Raw genomic sequence first — 15,142 nt, forward strand, 5'->3', positions numbered from 1 at the left:
GATGGCCATGCCGCTTCGCCAGACCATCCGGGTCGGGACCTATCTCTTTGAACAGAAAGTGCTGCGGCGCCGCGAGAAGTTCCCGCTGATCGTCGAACTGGAGCCGCTCTTCGCCTGCAATCTCAAATGCGAGGGCTGCGGAAAGATCCAGCATCCGGCGGGCGTCCTCAAACAGCGGATGCCGGTGGCCCAGGCGGTCGGCGCGGTGCTGGAATCCGGTGCGCCGATGGTCTCCATTGCGGGCGGCGAGCCCCTGATGCATCCGCAGATCGACGAGATCGTCCGGCAGTTGGTGGCGAAACGCAAGTACGTCTTTCTGTGCACCAACGCGATGCTGCTGCGTAAGAAGATGGACTCCTTCACGCCCTCGCCGTATTTCGCCTTCGCGGTGCATATCGACGGAATGCGGGAGCGCCACGACGAATCCGTCGCGAAGGAAGGCGTATTCGACGAAGCGGTGGCGGCCATCAAGGAGGCCAAGCGGCGCGGCTTTCGGGTCACCACCAACTCCACCTTCTTCAACACCGACACCCCGCAGACCATCATCGAGGTCCTCAACTTCCTCAATGACGACCTCCAAGTCGACGAAATGATGCTGTCGCCCGCCTACGCCTACGAAAAAGCCCCCGACCAGGAGCACTTCCTGGGCGTCGAACAGACCCGGGAGCTGTTCAAAAAGGCCTTCGCGGGCGGCAACCGCCGGCGCTGGCGGCTCAACCACAGCCCGCTCTTCCTCGACTTCCTGGAGGGCAGGGCGGACTTCCCCTGCACGGCCTGGGCCATCCCCAACTATTCCCTCTTCGGGTGGCAGCGCCCCTGCTACCTGATGAGCGACGGCTATGTCCCCACCTACCGGGAGCTCATCGAGGAGACCGACTGGAGCAAATACGGCCGCGGCAAGGACCCCCGCTGCGCCAACTGCATGGCGCACTGCGGCTATGAGCCCACCGCCGTCCTGGCCACCATGGGCTCCCTGAAGGAATCGCTGCGGGCGATCAAGGAAACCGCCGGCGGAAACCGCCGGTGACCCGGGGAGGGGGACCGAGCATGACCCTGCTGGAACACATCCGCGCGCCGCACGATCTCAAGGCGCTTCCCGCGGAGCGGCTGCCGGAACTCGCCGAGGAAATCCGCCGGTTCCTCGTCCAGGCCGTCGCCCGCACCGGTGGCCACCTGGGACCCAACCTCGGCGTGGTCGAGCTGACCCTCGCCCTGCACCGGGTCTTCGACTCGCCCGCCGACCGCATCCTGTGGGACACCGGCCACCAGTCGTACGTCCACAAGATTTTGACGGGACGTCAGGACTTCTCGAAACTGCGGTCCAAGGGCGGCCTGTCCGGCTACCCCTCGCGCGCCGAGTCGCCGCACGACATCATCGAGAACAGCCATGCCTCCACGGTCCTGGCCTGGGCCGACGGGCTCGCCAAGGCCAACCGGGTGCGCGGCGTCACCGACCATGTCGTGGCCGTCATCGGTGACGGCGCGCTGACCGGCGGAATGGCCTGGGAGGCCCTCAACAACATCGCCGCCGCCAAGGACCGCCCGCTGATCATCGTCGTCAACGACAACGAGCGCTCCTACGCCCCCACCATCGGCGGCCTCGCCCACCACCTCGCCGCCCTGCGCACCTCCGACGGCTACGAGAAGTTCCTGGCCTGGGGCAAGGACGTCCTCCAGCGCACCCCCGTCGTCGGCCAGCCGCTCTACGGATCGCTGCACGGCGCGAAGAAGGGCTTCAAGGACGCCTTCGCACCCCAGGGCATGTTCGAGGACCTGGGACTGAAGTACCTCGGCCCGATCGACGGGCACGACATCGCCGCCGTCGAATCCGCGCTGACCCGCGCCAAACGCTTCGGCGGCCCGGTGCTGGTGCACACCCTGACCCAGAAAGGCCGCGGCTACCCGCCCGCCCTGGAGGACGAGGCGGACCACTTCCACACCGTCGGCGTGATGGACCCGCTGACCTGCGCCCCCGTCACCCCGGCCGGGACTCCCTCCTGGACCTCCGTCTTCGGCGACGAGATGGTCAAGCTCGGCCGGGAGCGGGACGACATCGTCGCGATCACCGCGGCCATGCTCCAGCCCGTCGGCCTGAAGAAGTTCGCCGAGGCGTTCCCGGACCGTATCTACGACGTGGGCATCGCCGAACAGCACGCCGCGGTCTCGGCCGCCGGGCTGGCCACCGGCGGACTCCACCCGGTCTTCGCCGTCTACGCCACCTTCCTCAACCGCGCCTTCGACCAGATCCTGATGGACGTCGCCCTGCACCGCTGCGGCGTCACCTTCGTCCTGGACCGGGCCGGCATCACCGGCACCGACGGCGCCTCGCACAACGGCATGTGGGACCTGTCCGTGCTGGGCGTCGTACCGGGGCTGCGGCTCGCCGCGCCGCGCGACGCCGACCAGCTCCGCGCCCAGCTGCGCGAAGCCCTCGACGTGGATGATGCGCCCACGGTGATCCGCTACCCCAAGGAAACGGTCGGCGACCCGGTGCCGGCCGTCGGCCGCATCGGCGGCGCCGACGTGCTGCACCGTATGCCGCAGTCGGACGTCCTGCTGATCGCGGTCGGGGTGATGGCGCCGGTGTGCCTGCGGGTCGCCGAACTCCTCGCGGCGCGCGGCGTCGACACGACGGTCATCGACCCGCGCTGGGTCAAACCCGTCGACCCCGCCCTCCCCCCGCTCGCCGCGCAGTACGCCCTGGTGGCCGTCGTCGAGGACAACCTCCGTACCGGAGGCGTCGGTTCGGCGGTCGGTCAGGCGCTGCGGGATGCGGACGTGGACGTACCGCTGCGCACCTTCGGCATCCCCGACCGGTTCCTGCCGCACGCCAAACGCGGTGAACTGCTGGCCGATCTCGGCCTCACCCCGGCCGAGATCGCCGCCCGCATCAGCGACGCACTGGCCGGCAAGAACCCCGCGCCGACCCGCGAGGAGAGCGCCCCGTGACCGGATTCGACCTGGCGAAGCTGCTCGCCGAACGCGGCGCCGAACGCTACGACCTGCACGCCCGCCACCTCAACCACCAGCTTCCGCGGATGCTGCACACCATCGGCTTCGACAAGGTCTACGAACGGGGCGAGGGCGCCTACTTCTGGGACGCCGAGGGCAACGACTACCTCGATATGCTCGCCGGTTTCGGGGTGATGGGCCTGGGCCGCCACCACCCCGTCGTCCGCAAGGCCCTGCACGACGTCCTGGACGCCGACCTGCCCGACCTCACCCGCTTCGACTGCCAGCCGCTGCCCGGCCTGCTCGCCGAGAAACTGCTGGCCCACGCGCCCCACCTCGACCGCGTCTTCTTCGGCAACAGCGGCACCGAAGCCGTCGAAACCGCCCTGAAATTCGCCCGCTACGCCACCGGCCGCCCGCGCGTCCTCTACTGCACCCACGCCTTCCACGGCCTGACCACCGGCGCCCTCTCCGTCAACGGTGAGCCCGGCTTCCGCGACGGCTTCGCCCCCCTCCTGCCCGACACCGCCGTCGCCCTGGGCGATCTGACCGCCCTCGAACGGGAACTGCGCCGGGGCGATATCGCGGCGCTGATCATCGAGCCCGTCCAGGGCAAGGGCGTCCACCCCACCCCGCCCGGATTCCTGCCCGCCGCACAGGAGTTGCTGCGCAAGCACAAGGCCCTGCTGATCGCCGACGAGGTGCAGACCGGCCTCGGCCGCACCGGCGACTTCTTCGCCTACCAGCACGAGGAGGGCGTGGAACCGGACCTGGTCTGCGTGGCCAAGGCGCTCTCGGGCGGCTACGTACCCGTCGGCGCCACGCTCGGCAAGGACTGGATCTTCAAGAAGGTCTACTCCGCCATGGACCGGGTGCTGGTCCACTCCGCCAGCTTCGGGTCCAACGCCCAGGCCATGGCGGCCGGGCTCGCGGTGCTCGCCGTCATGGAGGACGAGGGGATCACCGCCAACGCCCGGCGCACCGGTGACCTGCTCCGCACCCGCCTCGCCGCCCTGACCGACCGCTACGAGCTGCTGCACGACGTCCGCGGCCGCGGCCTGATGATCGGCATCGAATTCGGCAAGCCCAAGTCCCTTGTCCTGCGGGGGCGTTGGCGGATGCTGCAAACCGCCCGCAAGGGGCTGTTCGCCCAGCTGGTCGTGGCACCACTGCTCCAGCGCCACCGCATCCTCACCCAGGTCTCCGGCGACCACCTCGAAGTCATCAAGCTGATTCCGCCGCTGATCATCGGTGAACCGGAGGTCGACCGGTTCGTCGAGGCGTTCACGGCGGTCATGGACGATGCGCACAACGGCGGCGGCCTGATGTGGGACTTCGGGCGGACGCTGGTCAAACAGGCGGTCGCCCACCGCTGACGCACAACCGGGGGGAGCGCGCACGACGATCGCCGCGACGACGGTGCGGGCCGTCCGGCCTGCGGCGCTCGGGGGGCGACCCGGAAGAGATACGGATGCACCGCACGTCACGGGGTGGGTCACCGACCCCGGTACTGAGGTCCCTCAGTCGGTCAGCAGCTGGGCGCGGAGCTTCTCGCGGGTGGCGGGGGTGAGGCCGAGGCCCTCGGTGAGGTAGGTCTCGGTGGAGCCCCAGGTACTTTCGATGGCGTCGAAGGCGGCCGCGAGGTAGTCGGAGTCGGCTCCGAAGAGGGGGGAGAGGAGTTCCTCGACCTCGGGGGGCATGACGGGGGAGGGGCCGGAGCGGCGGACCTTGTAGCGGCGGTGCGGTTCGTTGGACTTGAGGTAGTCGGCCTCGATGGCGTCGCGTTCGACGCCGACGGCGAGCAGCGTCACGGCGATGGACAGGCCCGCGCGGTCCTTGCCGGCGGCGCAGTGCATCAGGGCGGGGACGCTGTCCTCGGCGAGGGAGTGCAGCACCCGGCTGTGGTCCTCGGTGCGGGTGGTGATGATGTGCCGGTAGGTCGCGACCATCCTGGCCGCCGCCTTGCCGTCGCCGAGCAGGACGCGCAGCTGGTCGAGTTCGCCGTCGCGCACCATGGCCCAGAACTCCGCGCCGTCGGCCGGGTCGGTCAGCGGGATGTTCACATTCCGTACACCCGGCAGCGCGACATCGGGGCCTTCGATCCGGATGTCCCCGGAATTGCGGAAGTCGAATACGGTGTGCAGCCCGAGCCCGCTCAGGTACGCCGCGTCCGCCTCGGTCGCATGGGCGAGGTGGCCGCTGCGGAAGAGCCGTCCGTGCCGTACCCGACGCCCGTCCACGGTCGGCAGCCCGCCCACATCACGGAAGTTACGGACCCCCGCGAGGTCGAACTGCTCCTGCGGGACCTGCGGCGTCTGCGTCACGGGCGCTCCTTCGGTTCGGCCGCCGACCTGGGCGTCGACGCGCGGGTACCTCCGACCATACGGCAGCCGCTGCAACATGGGTGCAAGGGGCAAGCACCCGTGGGGAGGGGTGCATGAAGCGATGGTGGAACTCTCTGTGGCCGTTCATTATTCCAACTTGAGGAGAAATTGACCTGGTGGCATTAATCACCTCTCGTCAACCCCTGGTTACGGTGGCGTAAGTCACTTCCGAACGTGAAGTATGTGTTGACGTGGCAGACGATTCGAAGAACATCAACAGCGGCGCCCATGGCGCCATCGGGTCGTACGCAGCCGTCGGGGACAGCTTCACCGAGGGGGTCGGGGATCCCGGCCGTGACGGGGCGTACATCGGTTGGGCGGACCGGCTCGCGGTCCTCCTGTCGGACCAGCGGGAAGAGGGGGACTTCCGCTACGCGAACCTTGCCGTCAGGGGGCGGCTCCTCGACCAGATCGTCGAGGAGCAGGTGCCCAGGGCCAAGGAGCTGGGCCCCGAGCTGGTGACATTCTGTGCCGGCGGCAATGACATCCTGCGGCCGGGCTCGGACCCGGACGCGGTGGCCGAGCGCTATGAGAAGGCGGTCGCGGACCTGCGGGAATCGGTCGGGACGGTGCTGCTGTGCACAGGGTTCGACACCCGCGGGATGCCGGTGCTGCGGCATCTGCGCGGCAAGATCGCTACGTATACGGCCCATGTGCGGGCCATTGCGGACCGGCACGACTGCCCGGTGCTCGACCTGTGGTCGCTGAAGTCCGTACAGGACCGGCGGGCCTGGAGCGAGGACCGGCTGCATCTGTCGGCCGACGGCCACACCCGGGTGGCGCTGCGCGCGGCGCAGGTGCTGGGGCTGACGGTGCCGGCCGAACCGGACCAGCCGTGGCCCCCGGAGGCGGAACGCTCGGCCGCCGAGGCCCGGCGCGAGACCATCCACTGGGCGCGCGAGCACCTCGTCCCGTGGATCGGGCGCCGGCTGCGTGGCGAGTCCTCCGGCGATCATGTCGAGCCCAAGCGGCCCGATCTGCTGCCGCTGTAGCGGCAGGGCCCGGCGAACGGGCGCGCATGGCTGAGGCCCCGGTCTCCGCGGATGCGGACCGGGGTCTCAGAGGGTGGCGGCGGTGTACGGCAGATCCGCCCACACGACCCGGCCCCGGCCGCTGTCGCCGGGCCGCGTTCCCCAGCTCTCGGACAGCGCGCCGACGAGGAAGAGCCCCCGCCCGCCCTCCTTGTCGACGCTGCCGGGCTGGGCGTGCGGTGCCGAAAGACCGGGACCGCCCTCGTCGGTGATCTCTATGCGGATGTGGGACCCGACGAGAGCCAGTTCACAGCCGACCTTCTCGCTGTCGGTGTGCCGCACCGCATTGGTGAACAGCTCGGAGACCACCAACTCCACGTCGTCGCGGACGTGTTGAGCCGCGCCCCATTCGCGCAGCAGCGCGATGACCCGCTTGCGGGCCTCGGGGACCGAGGTGCGCCGCGCCGGCAAATGGAACGCGTCCTGGGGGTGCCCGGCGGCATAGCCGCAGAGGCGCCCTAACGAAGGAGCGTTTTTGGAGGAAGCCACCACGTAACTATGTGCGATGTTGGTCACCGATGGCAAGGATCACTCTGTAATTTGCAGAATCGCATATGCAGTCTGTTCGACATCCTGACGGCATGACACACTGCTGACCACATAAGTCAGTTGGAGGGGATCTGACGTGGTGGACCCACGTTCGGCCGGAGCGCCGACCGTCCTTCGGGTGGTGCTCGGCAAGCGACTCCAGGACCTGCGCGAGAAAGCGGGACTGTCCTTCGAACAGTCCGCGCGGGCCCTCGATGTCACCCACGCCACGATACGGCGGATGGAAAAGGCCGAGGTCGGCCTGAAGCTCCCCTACGTCGAGAAACTGCTGGCCACCTACGGCGTCACCGACCACGACGAGATCGAGGGCTTCCTCTCGCTCGCCCGGGAGGCGAACAAGCCCGGCTGGTGGCACCGCTTCCGCGACGTCCTCCCCGAGTGGTTCAGCGCATTCGTCAGCCTGGAGAGCGAGGCCAACCTCATCCGGGCCTACCAGCCCCACTATGTCCCCGGCCTGTTGCAGACCGAGGACTACGCCGCAGCCGTCCTGCGCGCCGGGATGCCCCACGCCCCCGCCGCGGACATCGACCGCATCGTGGCGCTGCGCATGGAGCGGCAGTCGCTGCTGACCCGTGAACGGGCGCCGATGCTGTGGGCCGTGATGGACGAGACCGTCCTGCGGCGCCCGATCGGCGGCCCGAAGGTGATGCGCGACCAGATCACCCGGCTCATGGAGGCCACCTCGCTGCCGAACGTCCGGTTGCAGGTCATGCCCTTCGCTTCCGGCCCGCATCCCGCGATGTACGGGCCGTTCCACATTTTCCGCTTTCCGATTCCGGAGCTCCCGGACATCGCGTACGCGGAAAGCCTCGTCGGAGCCGTGTACTTCGACCAGCGCAACGACGTCTCGCAGTTCCTGGAGGCCCTGGACCGGATGTGTGCGCAGGCCGCGCCGGCACACACCACCAGGGCCATTCTGGGTGGCTTTCGCAAGGAGATCTAACCCCCCATGGATCGCATACGCATCTACAACGGCATGCCCGCCAATGAACTGGGCAACGAAGGCTGGCACAAGCCGTGGAGTGGCGGAAACGGAGGCGAGTGCGTCGAAGCCATGCGCCTGAAGGACGGCCGCGTGGCGCTGCGCCAGTCGACCGACCCCAACGGCCCGGCGCTGATCTACACCCAGCGCGAAATGGTCAGCTTCATCGAAGGCGCGAAGGCCGGGCACGCCGACTTCCTGCTCACCGCGGCACCCTGTCGGCGCGCGGAGCGGAGGACGGCATGATCGACCGCGACGGCACGAGCGAGGGCTTTGCGCATGAGGAGGCCGGCCGCGGGGTCCCGGAGATCGGGCCGTACGTCAAAGGGCCCGAGCACTCCGGCTTCTCGGCCGAGGAGATCGACACCAGCAAGGCGCACCCGGCCCGGATGCACGACTACTTCCTCGGCGGCTGGGACAACTACGAGGTCGACCGCGAGGCCGGGGACCGCATCCTGGCCATGCACCCCCACGTCCGCGAGAGCGCCCTGGCCAACCGCGCGTTCCTGCGGCGGGCCGTGCGCGAACTGGTCGGCGACGGCACCCGCCAGATCATCGACATCGGCACCGGCATCCCCACCTCGCCCAACGCCCATGAGATGGCCCGCGAGACCGCACCCGACACCGTTGTCGTCTACGTCGACAACGACCCCATCGTCGCCACGCACGCCGGCGCCCGCCTCACCAACACCGACCGCACCGCCTTCGTCCTCGGCGATCTGCGCGATCCGAAATCGGTGCTGGAACACCCCGCCGTCCGGACGCTGATCGACTTCGATCGGCCGGTGGCGCTGGTGATGGGCATCGTGCTGTCCTTCCTGCGCGACGAGGAGGAACCCGCCGCCTGCGTCGCCGCCCTCGCCGACGCCCTGCCCGCCGGCAGCCACCTCGTCCTGAGCCATCCCACCTACGAGCCCTACGAGGGCTACCCGGAGGGCCGGGTGGAGGAGTGGATGCGGGTCGCGGCGGAAGAGGTCTACCGCCGCTCCGCCGCGCCGCTCCAGCTGCGCTCCAAGGCGGACATCGCCCCGTTCTTCGGCCCGTTCACCCCGCTCGAACCGGGCATCGTACGGATTCCGCTGTGGCGGCCGGACGGCGAAGTGCCCGGCCCCGCCGAACTCAACGACATCGTCTTCTACGGCGGGGTGGGCAGAAAGGACTGAACCGCGCGGCGGACGGACACCGGACGCCAGGCCCCTACGCCCGGCAGAGCACCGCCGCCAGCACCCGGTCGAGCTCCGCCTCCGGGTCGGCCGCCGCGCCCTGCGCCCGCCAGGCCACGAACCCGTCCGGGCGCACCAGCACCGCTCCCTGCGGGGTGGTGCCGTGGACCTCGGCCCAGTCGGCGCCCTGCTCGGGGGCGAGATCGTCCTCGGGACGGGTGCCGATGCGGTACGCGGGGAGCCGCAGCGCCCAGCGCTCGGCGGTGCGTGCGGCGGCGGCGTGCCAGGGCTCGCCCTCCGGGCCGGTCAGCAGGACCAGGGACTTCTCGTACAGGTCCAGCGTCGACAGCCGTACGCCGGCGCGCTGGAGCCACATATGCGGCGCCCGGGTACCAGGGGCGCCGGTCAGCTGCATCCGGGCGGGTACGACCGGGAGCGCGGGATCGGCGCCGACCACCGCGCCGCGCGGATAGCCGTAGCCGAGGGCCACGGTGAGCACGCCGCTCTGCCGGCCGCCGCCCGCGCCGGGCGCCGCGGCATACCCGGGGTGGCTGTGTTCGGCGGACCGGGCCGACGCCCGCGAACTGGTCGCGCTCGCCACCGGGCGGCGTTCGGTCTCGTACGTCTCCAGCAGGCCCGGCCCCGCCCAGCCGTCCAGGACCGCGGCCAGCTTCCACACGAGGTTGTGGGCGTCCTGGATACCGGTGTTGGAGCCGAACGCCCCGGTGGGCGACATCTCATGGGCCGCGTCACCGGCCAGGAACACCCGCCCGGCCGCATACCGCTCGGCGACGCGTTCGGCCGCGTGCCAGGGCGCCTTGCCGGTGATCTCCACGTCCATGTCCATGACCCCGGTCGCCCGGCGGATGTGCTCGATGCACCGCTCGTCGGTGAAGTCCTCCAGGGTCTCGTTCCGGTCGGGGTGCCAGGGGGCGTGGAAGACCCACTCCGCCGCGTTGTCCACCGGGAGCAGACAGCCGTCCGCCTCCGGGTTGGTCAGATAGCAGGCGATGAAGCGGCGGTCGCCGACCACGTCCGCCAGCTGCGGGGCCCGGAAGGTGATGCTCACATTGTGGAAGAGGTCGCCCGGGCCCGTCTGGCCGATGCCCAGCAGCTCCCGGCACGGACTGCGCGGGCCGTCGGCCGCGATGACATAGTCCGCGTGGACGGTGGTGTGCTCGCCGCTGTCGCGGTCCTTGACGACCGCGGTCACCCCGTCGCGGTCCTGGTCGAACGAGATCAGCTCGGTGTGGAAGCGCAGATCGCCGCCCAGCTCCCGGGCGCACCGCAACAGCACCGGCTCCAGATCGTTCTGGCTGCACAGACACCATCCGGCGGGGCTGAACTTCGCCAGCCCGCCGCCCGGGTCGATCTCCTTGAACAGCCACTCCTGCTCCTCGCCGGTCAGCGAAGGCGTCTGGAGGATGCCGTGATTGTCCGCCAGGACGGACGCCGCCTCGCGAATGGGCCGTTCGGCGCCCGCAACCCGGAACAGCTCCATGGTGCGGACGTTGTTCCCCCGTCCGCGCGGATGCCGCGACGTACCGGAGTGTTTCTCCACCAGCATGTGCCGTACGCCCAGACGCCCCAGGAACAGCGACGCGGACAGCCCCACCAGGGAGCCGCCCACGACAAGTACCGGAACCCGCTCTTCGCCCGCTGCACTCATTGACCGCTCCAGCTCCTGTCACGTCTACGGAGAGCGAGTTTCCCCGGCCAGCCAAGCGTTCGATCATGGTTCACCCGCATGGCTCACACGCCTCGCGCGCCCAGGGGGGCGCCCCCACGATCGATTCGGGACGGCGACGTCCGCCGTTCGGGGGGCCGATTCGCCCCCCGTAGGCCGGGTCGGCGTCCGGATGACCTCCGGGACTGACGACGCACCACGGGAGTCCGCTCGCTCCGAGGGAGATGCGTAGACGATGACAACAGTGTCGGAACGAATTTCGCAGTCCGCGTTCGACGGCTCGAAACTCCGGGTCGTCCTGATGCTGGACCTCCACGAAGGCGCCCAGCAGCGCTTCCTCGAAGCCTACGAGAACCTGCGCAACCAGGTGGCCTCCGTCCCCGGCCACCTCACCGACCAACTGTGCCAGTCCATCGACAACCCCTCGGAGTGGCTGATCACCAGCGAATGGGAGAGCGCCCCGCCGTTCCTGGCCTGGGTCAACAGCGAGGAACACGTCGAACTGGTACAGCCGCTGCACGACTGCGTGAGCCGCACCCGGTCGCTGCGTTTCAGCGTGCTGCGCGAGACCTCCAGCGACTCCGCGAACGCGCCCGAAACCGCCAGGGGTCAGCTCCAGGTCGCCCCCCGCGTCGGCGACGGCGTCGTCCGCCACGCCCTGACGTTCACCGTCAAACCCGGCAGCGAGTCGATGGTCGCCGAGATCCTCGCCGACTACGCCTCCCCCGAGGCGAGGGTCGACGAGTCCACCCGGCTGTGCCGCACCTCGCTGTTCATGCACGGCAACCGAGTCGTCCGCGCGGTCGAGGTGCAGGGCGACCTCGTCGCCGCGCTGCGCCATGTTGCCGAACAGCCCGAGGTACGGGCCGTCGAGGAGGCCATCAACCCCTACCTCGAACAGGACCGGGACCTGACCGACCCCAACTCCGCGCGGGACTTCTTCACCCGGGCCGCGCTGCCCGCGGTGCACCACATCGCCACGGACGGCCCCGTCCCCGGTGACCTGCAACGGCACGCGCTGTACTACCGGGCCAAGGAAGGCTGCGGTATGGCGCTGGCCCGGATGCTGGCCCGGCAGGACGACGCGGCCGCCGACGACCCCGCCGGCCCCCTCGCCGGCAGCACCCTCTTCCAGCGCGACGACATCGTCGTCCGGCTCATCGACCTGCGGACGCCCCTCGACGACTGCGACCCCGACGTCGTCATCGGCGTATGCGGTCCCCGCAAGCGGGGTGTCTTCAAGCGCCTGATGGACACCGACGTGGCAGGCGGACTGACGACCGACCGCGAGATGGCGCACTTCCTGGCGCGCTCCGACATGGACCTGATCACCGACCGCCGGGCGCCGGAGGACTCCTGACCGCGCATCCGGCATTCCCACGGTCCCACCCGCCGGCACCCCGTACCTGGAGGAGGCAGCCATGACCACGCACCGCCCACGCATCGTGGACCTCAGCGAGACCAAGCCCAACCGTCGCCGCGGCGGCGACCTGCGCGCCATGCTGACACCCACCGCGGTGGGCGCCACCAGCGGCTTCATGGGCATGGCCCTCGTACAGCCGGGGGAGCGCATCGGCGAGCACTACCACCCGTACTCCGAGGAGTTCGTCTACGTGGTGAACGGCGCCCTCGAAGTGGACCTGGACGGCGAGCCGCATCCGATGCGCCCGGACCAGGGCCTGCTGATCCCGAAGTATGTGCGCCACCGGTTCCGCAACGTCGGCGACGAAGAGGTCCGGATGGTCTTCCATCTCGGCCCGCTGGCCCCGCGCCCGGACCTGGGACACGTCGACACCGAGGAGACGGACGGAGACGCGCCCTCGGGACCACCCGAACGCAAGGAGCCGGTGTCATGACCCGACGCGTGGCGGTCACCGGAGTCGGCATCGTCGCGCCGGGAGGCGTGGGTGTGCCCGCCTTCTGGGACCTGCTGTCCGCCGGGCGCACCGCGACGCGTGGAATCACCCTCTTCGACCCGGGGGGCTTTCGCTCGCGGATCGCCGCCGAGTGCGATTTCGACCCGGCGGCCCACCGGCTGACCGCGGAACAGGTGGCCCAACAGGACCGGTACATCCAGTTCGCGCTGGTCGCCGCCGATGAGGCGGTACGCGACGCGGGCCTGAACTCCGGTGCCGAGAACCCGTGGCGGATGGGGGTGTCGCTGGGCACCGCCGTCGGCGGCACCACCCGCCTGGAACACGACTACGTCGCCGTCAGCGACGTCGGCCGGAAGTGGGACGTCGACCACCGGCCGGCCGGCCGCCACTTGCAGCGGGCGTTCTCCCCCAGCTCGCTCGCCTCCGCGGTGGCGGAGCAGACCGGCGCCCGCGGCCCGGTGCAGACCGTCTCCACAGGCTGCACCTCCGGCCTCGACGCCATCGGCTACGCCTTCCACTCCATCGAGGAGGGGCGGCTCGACGTATGCCTCGCCGGTGCCTCGGATTCGCCGATCTCCCCGATCACGGTGGCTTGCTTCGACGCCATCAAGGCGACCTCCGCCAACAACGACGACCCCGCCCATGCCTCGCGGCCGTTCGACGCCCACCGCGACGGGTTCGTCTTGGGGGAGGGCGGCGCCGTCCTCGTCCTGGAGGAGCTGGAACACGCCCGCGCCCGCGGCGCCACCGTGCACTGCGAGATACGCGGCTACGCCACGTTCGGCAACGCGTACCACATGACCGGGCTCACTCAGGAGGGCCTGGAGATGGCCGAGGCGATCAACCGCGCACTCGCCCACGCGCAGGTCGACAGCTCCCAGATCGACTATGTCAACGCGCATGGCTCGGGCACCCAGCAGAACGACCGGCACGAGACCGCCGCGGTCAAGAAGGCGCTGGGTGAGTACGCCTACCACGTGCCCATGAGCTCCATCAAATCCATGGTGGGCCATTCGCTCGGCGCGATCGGGGCGATCGAGATCGTCGCGTGCGTGCTGGCACTCGCCCACCAGGTCGTACCGCCGACCGCCAACTACGAGACCCCGGACCCCCGGTGCGACCTCGACTATGTGCCCAAAACCGCGCGGGAGCTGCCGCTGCGGTCGGTGCTCTCGGTCGGCAGCGGGTTCGGTGGCTTCCAGTCCGCGGTGGTGCTGACCAGACGGGGTGGGAGGGCCCGATGAGCTCCCTGCAACAGCTGCCACATCGCCGGCAACGACGGGCCGTCGTCACCGGCATCGGCGTCATCGCCCCCAACGGGGTGAGCACCGAGGTCTTCTGGAAGGCGACCCGGGAGGGCATGAGCGTGCTCGACCTGGTCACCCGGGAAGGCTGTGAGCAACTGCCGCTCAAGGTCGCCGGAGAGGTACGCGACTTCGACCCGGCCGCGCTCATCGAAGAGCGCTACCTGGTGCAGACCGACCGGTTCACCCACTTCGCCATGGCGGCAGCCAACCTCGCGCTGGACGACGCCCGCCTGGGCCGCGCCGACTACAACGACTCGCCGTTCGCGGTGGGCGTGGTGACCGCGGCCGGCTCCGGTGGCGGCGAGTTCGGCCAGCGGGAACTCCAGCACCTGTGGGGCCAGGGCTCCAAACACGTCGGGCCCTACCAGTCGATCGCCTGGTTCTATGCGGCCAGTACGGGCCAGATCTCCATCCGCGGCGGCTTCAAGGGCCCCTGCGGCGTGGTGGCCAGCGACGAGGCCGGCGGTCTGGACGCGCTGGCGCATGCGGGACGGACCATCCGGCGCGGCACCGACGCCGTCGTCGTCGGCGCGGCCGAGGCGCCGCTCGCCCCGTACTCGGTGGTCTGCCAGCTCGGCTACGACGACCTCAGCCGGGGCGCGGACCCCTACCGCGCCTACCGCCCGTTCACCGACGCCGCCTGCGGCTTCGTCCCCGCCGAGGGGGGAGCGATGTTGGTGGTCGAGGAGGAGACGGCGGCCCTCGACCGCGGGGCACCGGTGCGCGCCGTGGTGGCCGGACACGCCGCGACCTTCACCGGCGCGGCCCGCTGGGAGGAGTCCCGCGAAGGGCTGGCGCATGCGATCACCGGTGCGCTGGAGGACGCGCGGTGCGCGCCGGAGGAGATCGATGTGGTCTTCGCGGACGCGTTCGGGGTGCCGGCGGCCGACCATGCCGAGGCGCATGCGATCGCCGACGCGCTGGGCGAGCACGCCACGGAGGTGCCCGTGACCGCACCCAAGACCGGCACCGGCCGGGCGTACTGCGGCGCCCCCGTCCTGGACGCGGCGGCCGCGGTGCTTTCGATGGAGCACGGCGTCGTGCCCCCCACCCCCAACGTCTTCGAGGTGAACCACGACCTCGATCTGGTCACGGTCTCGGCCCGACCGGCCGAGTTGCGGACCGCGTTGGTGCTGAGCCGGGGACTCATGGGCTCGAACGCGGCACTGGTGCTGCGCAAGGGCCCGGCCGAGTCCCCCTGGTGAGAAGG

14 protein-coding genes are annotated in these 15,142 nt (G+C 70.2%); 11 read left to right on the forward strand and 3 right to left on the reverse strand.

Annotated elements, in window-relative coordinates; genetic code table 11:
* Nucleotide 1 precedes the first annotated feature (1 nt).
* Genes hpnH through B1H19_RS34460 form a run of 3 tightly spaced genes read left to right on the forward strand, consistent with a single transcriptional unit; the run spans nt 2 to nt 4,328 of the window.
* Nucleotides 2-1,027: an adenosyl-hopene transferase HpnH gene (gene hpnH / locus B1H19_RS34450; protein WP_083108805.1), complete on the forward strand. Its 1,026-nt coding sequence runs from the start codon at nt 2-4 to the stop codon at nt 1,025-1,027.
* Between the two features lie 20 nt (nt 1,028-1,047).
* Nucleotides 1,048-2,949 carry a 1-deoxy-D-xylulose-5-phosphate synthase gene (dxs, locus tag B1H19_RS34455; RefSeq protein WP_083108806.1) on the forward strand — a complete coding sequence of 634 codons (1,902 nt, stop codon included), beginning with the start codon at nt 1,048-1,050 and terminating at the stop codon, nt 2,947-2,949.
* Nucleotides 2,946-4,328: an aspartate aminotransferase family protein gene (locus B1H19_RS34460; RefSeq protein ID WP_083108807.1), complete on the forward strand. Its 1,383-nt coding sequence runs from the start codon at nt 2,946-2,948 to the stop codon at nt 4,326-4,328. The genes dxs and B1H19_RS34460 overlap by 4 nt, the downstream gene beginning before the upstream one ends.
* A gap of 144 nt (nt 4,329-4,472) precedes the next feature.
* Here the strand turns inward: B1H19_RS34460 and B1H19_RS34465 are convergent, their stop codons facing one another.
* Nucleotides 4,473-5,276 carry a tyrosine-protein phosphatase gene (locus B1H19_RS34465; protein WP_237289673.1) on the reverse strand — a complete coding sequence of 268 codons (804 nt, stop codon included), beginning with the start codon at nt 5,274-5,276 and terminating at the stop codon, nt 4,473-4,475.
* Between the two features lie 251 nt (nt 5,277-5,527).
* On the opposite strand from B1H19_RS34465, the gene B1H19_RS34470 reads away from it, so the two are divergent.
* Nucleotides 5,528-6,328 (forward strand): SGNH/GDSL hydrolase family protein, encoded by an 801-nt coding sequence (locus B1H19_RS34470; protein ID WP_083108809.1) that lies wholly within the window; start codon nt 5,528-5,530, stop codon nt 6,326-6,328.
* A gap of 66 nt (nt 6,329-6,394) precedes the next feature.
* On the opposite strand, the gene B1H19_RS34475 is transcribed toward B1H19_RS34470, so the two are convergent.
* Nucleotides 6,395-6,856, reverse strand: coding sequence for an ATP-binding protein (locus B1H19_RS34475; protein WP_237289674.1), 462 nt, complete (start codon nt 6,854-6,856; stop codon nt 6,395-6,397).
* A gap of 136 nt (nt 6,857-6,992) precedes the next feature.
* Here B1H19_RS34475 and B1H19_RS34480 point away from each other — a divergent pair, with 136 nt between their 5' ends.
* From B1H19_RS34480 to B1H19_RS34490, 3 genes are read left to right on the forward strand one after another with little or no spacing between them, the layout of a single operon-like run.
* Complete coding sequence (locus B1H19_RS34480) at nt 6,993-7,859, forward strand: helix-turn-helix domain-containing protein (protein ID WP_083108811.1); 867 nt, start codon at nt 6,993-6,995, stop codon at nt 7,857-7,859.
* Between the two features lie 6 nt (nt 7,860-7,865).
* On the forward strand, nt 7,866-8,144 hold the full coding sequence (locus B1H19_RS34485) for a DUF397 domain-containing protein (RefSeq protein ID WP_030064252.1): 279 nt from the start codon (nt 7,866-7,868) through the stop codon (nt 8,142-8,144).
* On the forward strand, nt 8,141-9,061 hold the full coding sequence (locus B1H19_RS34490) for an SAM-dependent methyltransferase (RefSeq protein WP_083108812.1): 921 nt from the start codon (nt 8,141-8,143) through the stop codon (nt 9,059-9,061). Before B1H19_RS34485 ends, B1H19_RS34490 begins: the two co-directional genes overlap by 4 nt.
* A 34-nt stretch (nt 9,062-9,095) precedes the next feature.
* Here B1H19_RS34490 and B1H19_RS34495 read toward each other — a convergent pair whose 3' ends face one another.
* Nucleotides 9,096-10,730, reverse strand: a complete 1,635-nt coding sequence (locus B1H19_RS34495) for an FAD-dependent oxidoreductase (RefSeq protein ID WP_083108813.1) — start codon at nt 10,728-10,730, stop codon at nt 9,096-9,098.
* A gap of 253 nt (nt 10,731-10,983) precedes the next feature.
* Between B1H19_RS34495 and B1H19_RS34500 the strand changes: the two genes are divergently transcribed.
* From B1H19_RS34500 to B1H19_RS34515, 4 genes are all read left to right on the forward strand, one after another.
* Nucleotides 10,984-12,108 (forward strand): SchA/CurD-like domain-containing protein, encoded by a 1,125-nt coding sequence (locus B1H19_RS34500; RefSeq protein WP_083108814.1) that lies wholly within the window; start codon nt 10,984-10,986, stop codon nt 12,106-12,108.
* A gap of 61 nt (nt 12,109-12,169) precedes the next feature.
* Nucleotides 12,170-12,604 (forward strand): cupin domain-containing protein, encoded by a 435-nt coding sequence (locus B1H19_RS34505; RefSeq protein ID WP_083108815.1) that lies wholly within the window; start codon nt 12,170-12,172, stop codon nt 12,602-12,604.
* Nucleotides 12,601-13,869: a beta-ketoacyl-[acyl-carrier-protein] synthase family protein gene (locus B1H19_RS34510; RefSeq protein WP_083108816.1), complete on the forward strand. Its 1,269-nt coding sequence runs from the start codon at nt 12,601-12,603 to the stop codon at nt 13,867-13,869. The genes B1H19_RS34505 and B1H19_RS34510 overlap by 4 nt, the downstream gene beginning before the upstream one ends.
* Nucleotides 13,866-15,137 (forward strand): ketosynthase chain-length factor, encoded by a 1,272-nt coding sequence (locus B1H19_RS34515; RefSeq protein ID WP_083108817.1) that lies wholly within the window; start codon nt 13,866-13,868, stop codon nt 15,135-15,137. The genes B1H19_RS34510 and B1H19_RS34515 overlap by 4 nt, the downstream gene beginning before the upstream one ends.
* Nucleotides 15,138-15,142 lie beyond the last annotated feature (5 nt).

The sequence above is a fragment of the Streptomyces gilvosporeus genome (genome assembly GCF_002082195.1).
Lineage (GTDB): Bacteria > Actinomycetota > Actinomycetes > Streptomycetales > Streptomycetaceae > Streptomyces > Streptomyces gilvosporeus.

Coding starts and splice junctions, on each gene's coding strand:
- hpnH (WP_083108805.1), top strand. CDS start 2: ATGGCCATGCCGCTTCGCCAGACCATCCGGGTCGGGACCTATCTCTTT.
- dxs (WP_083108806.1), top strand. CDS start 1,048: ATGACCCTGCTGGAACACATCCGCGCGCCGCACGATCTCAAGGCGCTT.
- B1H19_RS34485 (WP_030064252.1), top strand. CDS start 7,866: ATGGATCGCATACGCATCTACAACGGCATGCCCGCCAATGAACTGGGC.
- B1H19_RS34490 (WP_083108812.1), top strand. CDS start 8,141: ATGATCGACCGCGACGGCACGAGCGAGGGCTTTGCGCATGAGGAGGCC.
- B1H19_RS34495 (WP_083108813.1), bottom strand. CDS start 10,730: ATGAGTGCAGCGGGCGAAGAGCGGGTTCCGGTACTTGTCGTGGGCGGC.
- B1H19_RS34500 (WP_083108814.1), top strand. CDS start 10,984: ATGACAACAGTGTCGGAACGAATTTCGCAGTCCGCGTTCGACGGCTCG.
- B1H19_RS34505 (WP_083108815.1), top strand. CDS start 12,170: ATGACCACGCACCGCCCACGCATCGTGGACCTCAGCGAGACCAAGCCC.
- B1H19_RS34510 (WP_083108816.1), top strand. CDS start 12,601: ATGACCCGACGCGTGGCGGTCACCGGAGTCGGCATCGTCGCGCCGGGA.
- B1H19_RS34515 (WP_083108817.1), top strand. CDS start 13,866: ATGAGCTCCCTGCAACAGCTGCCACATCGCCGGCAACGACGGGCCGTC.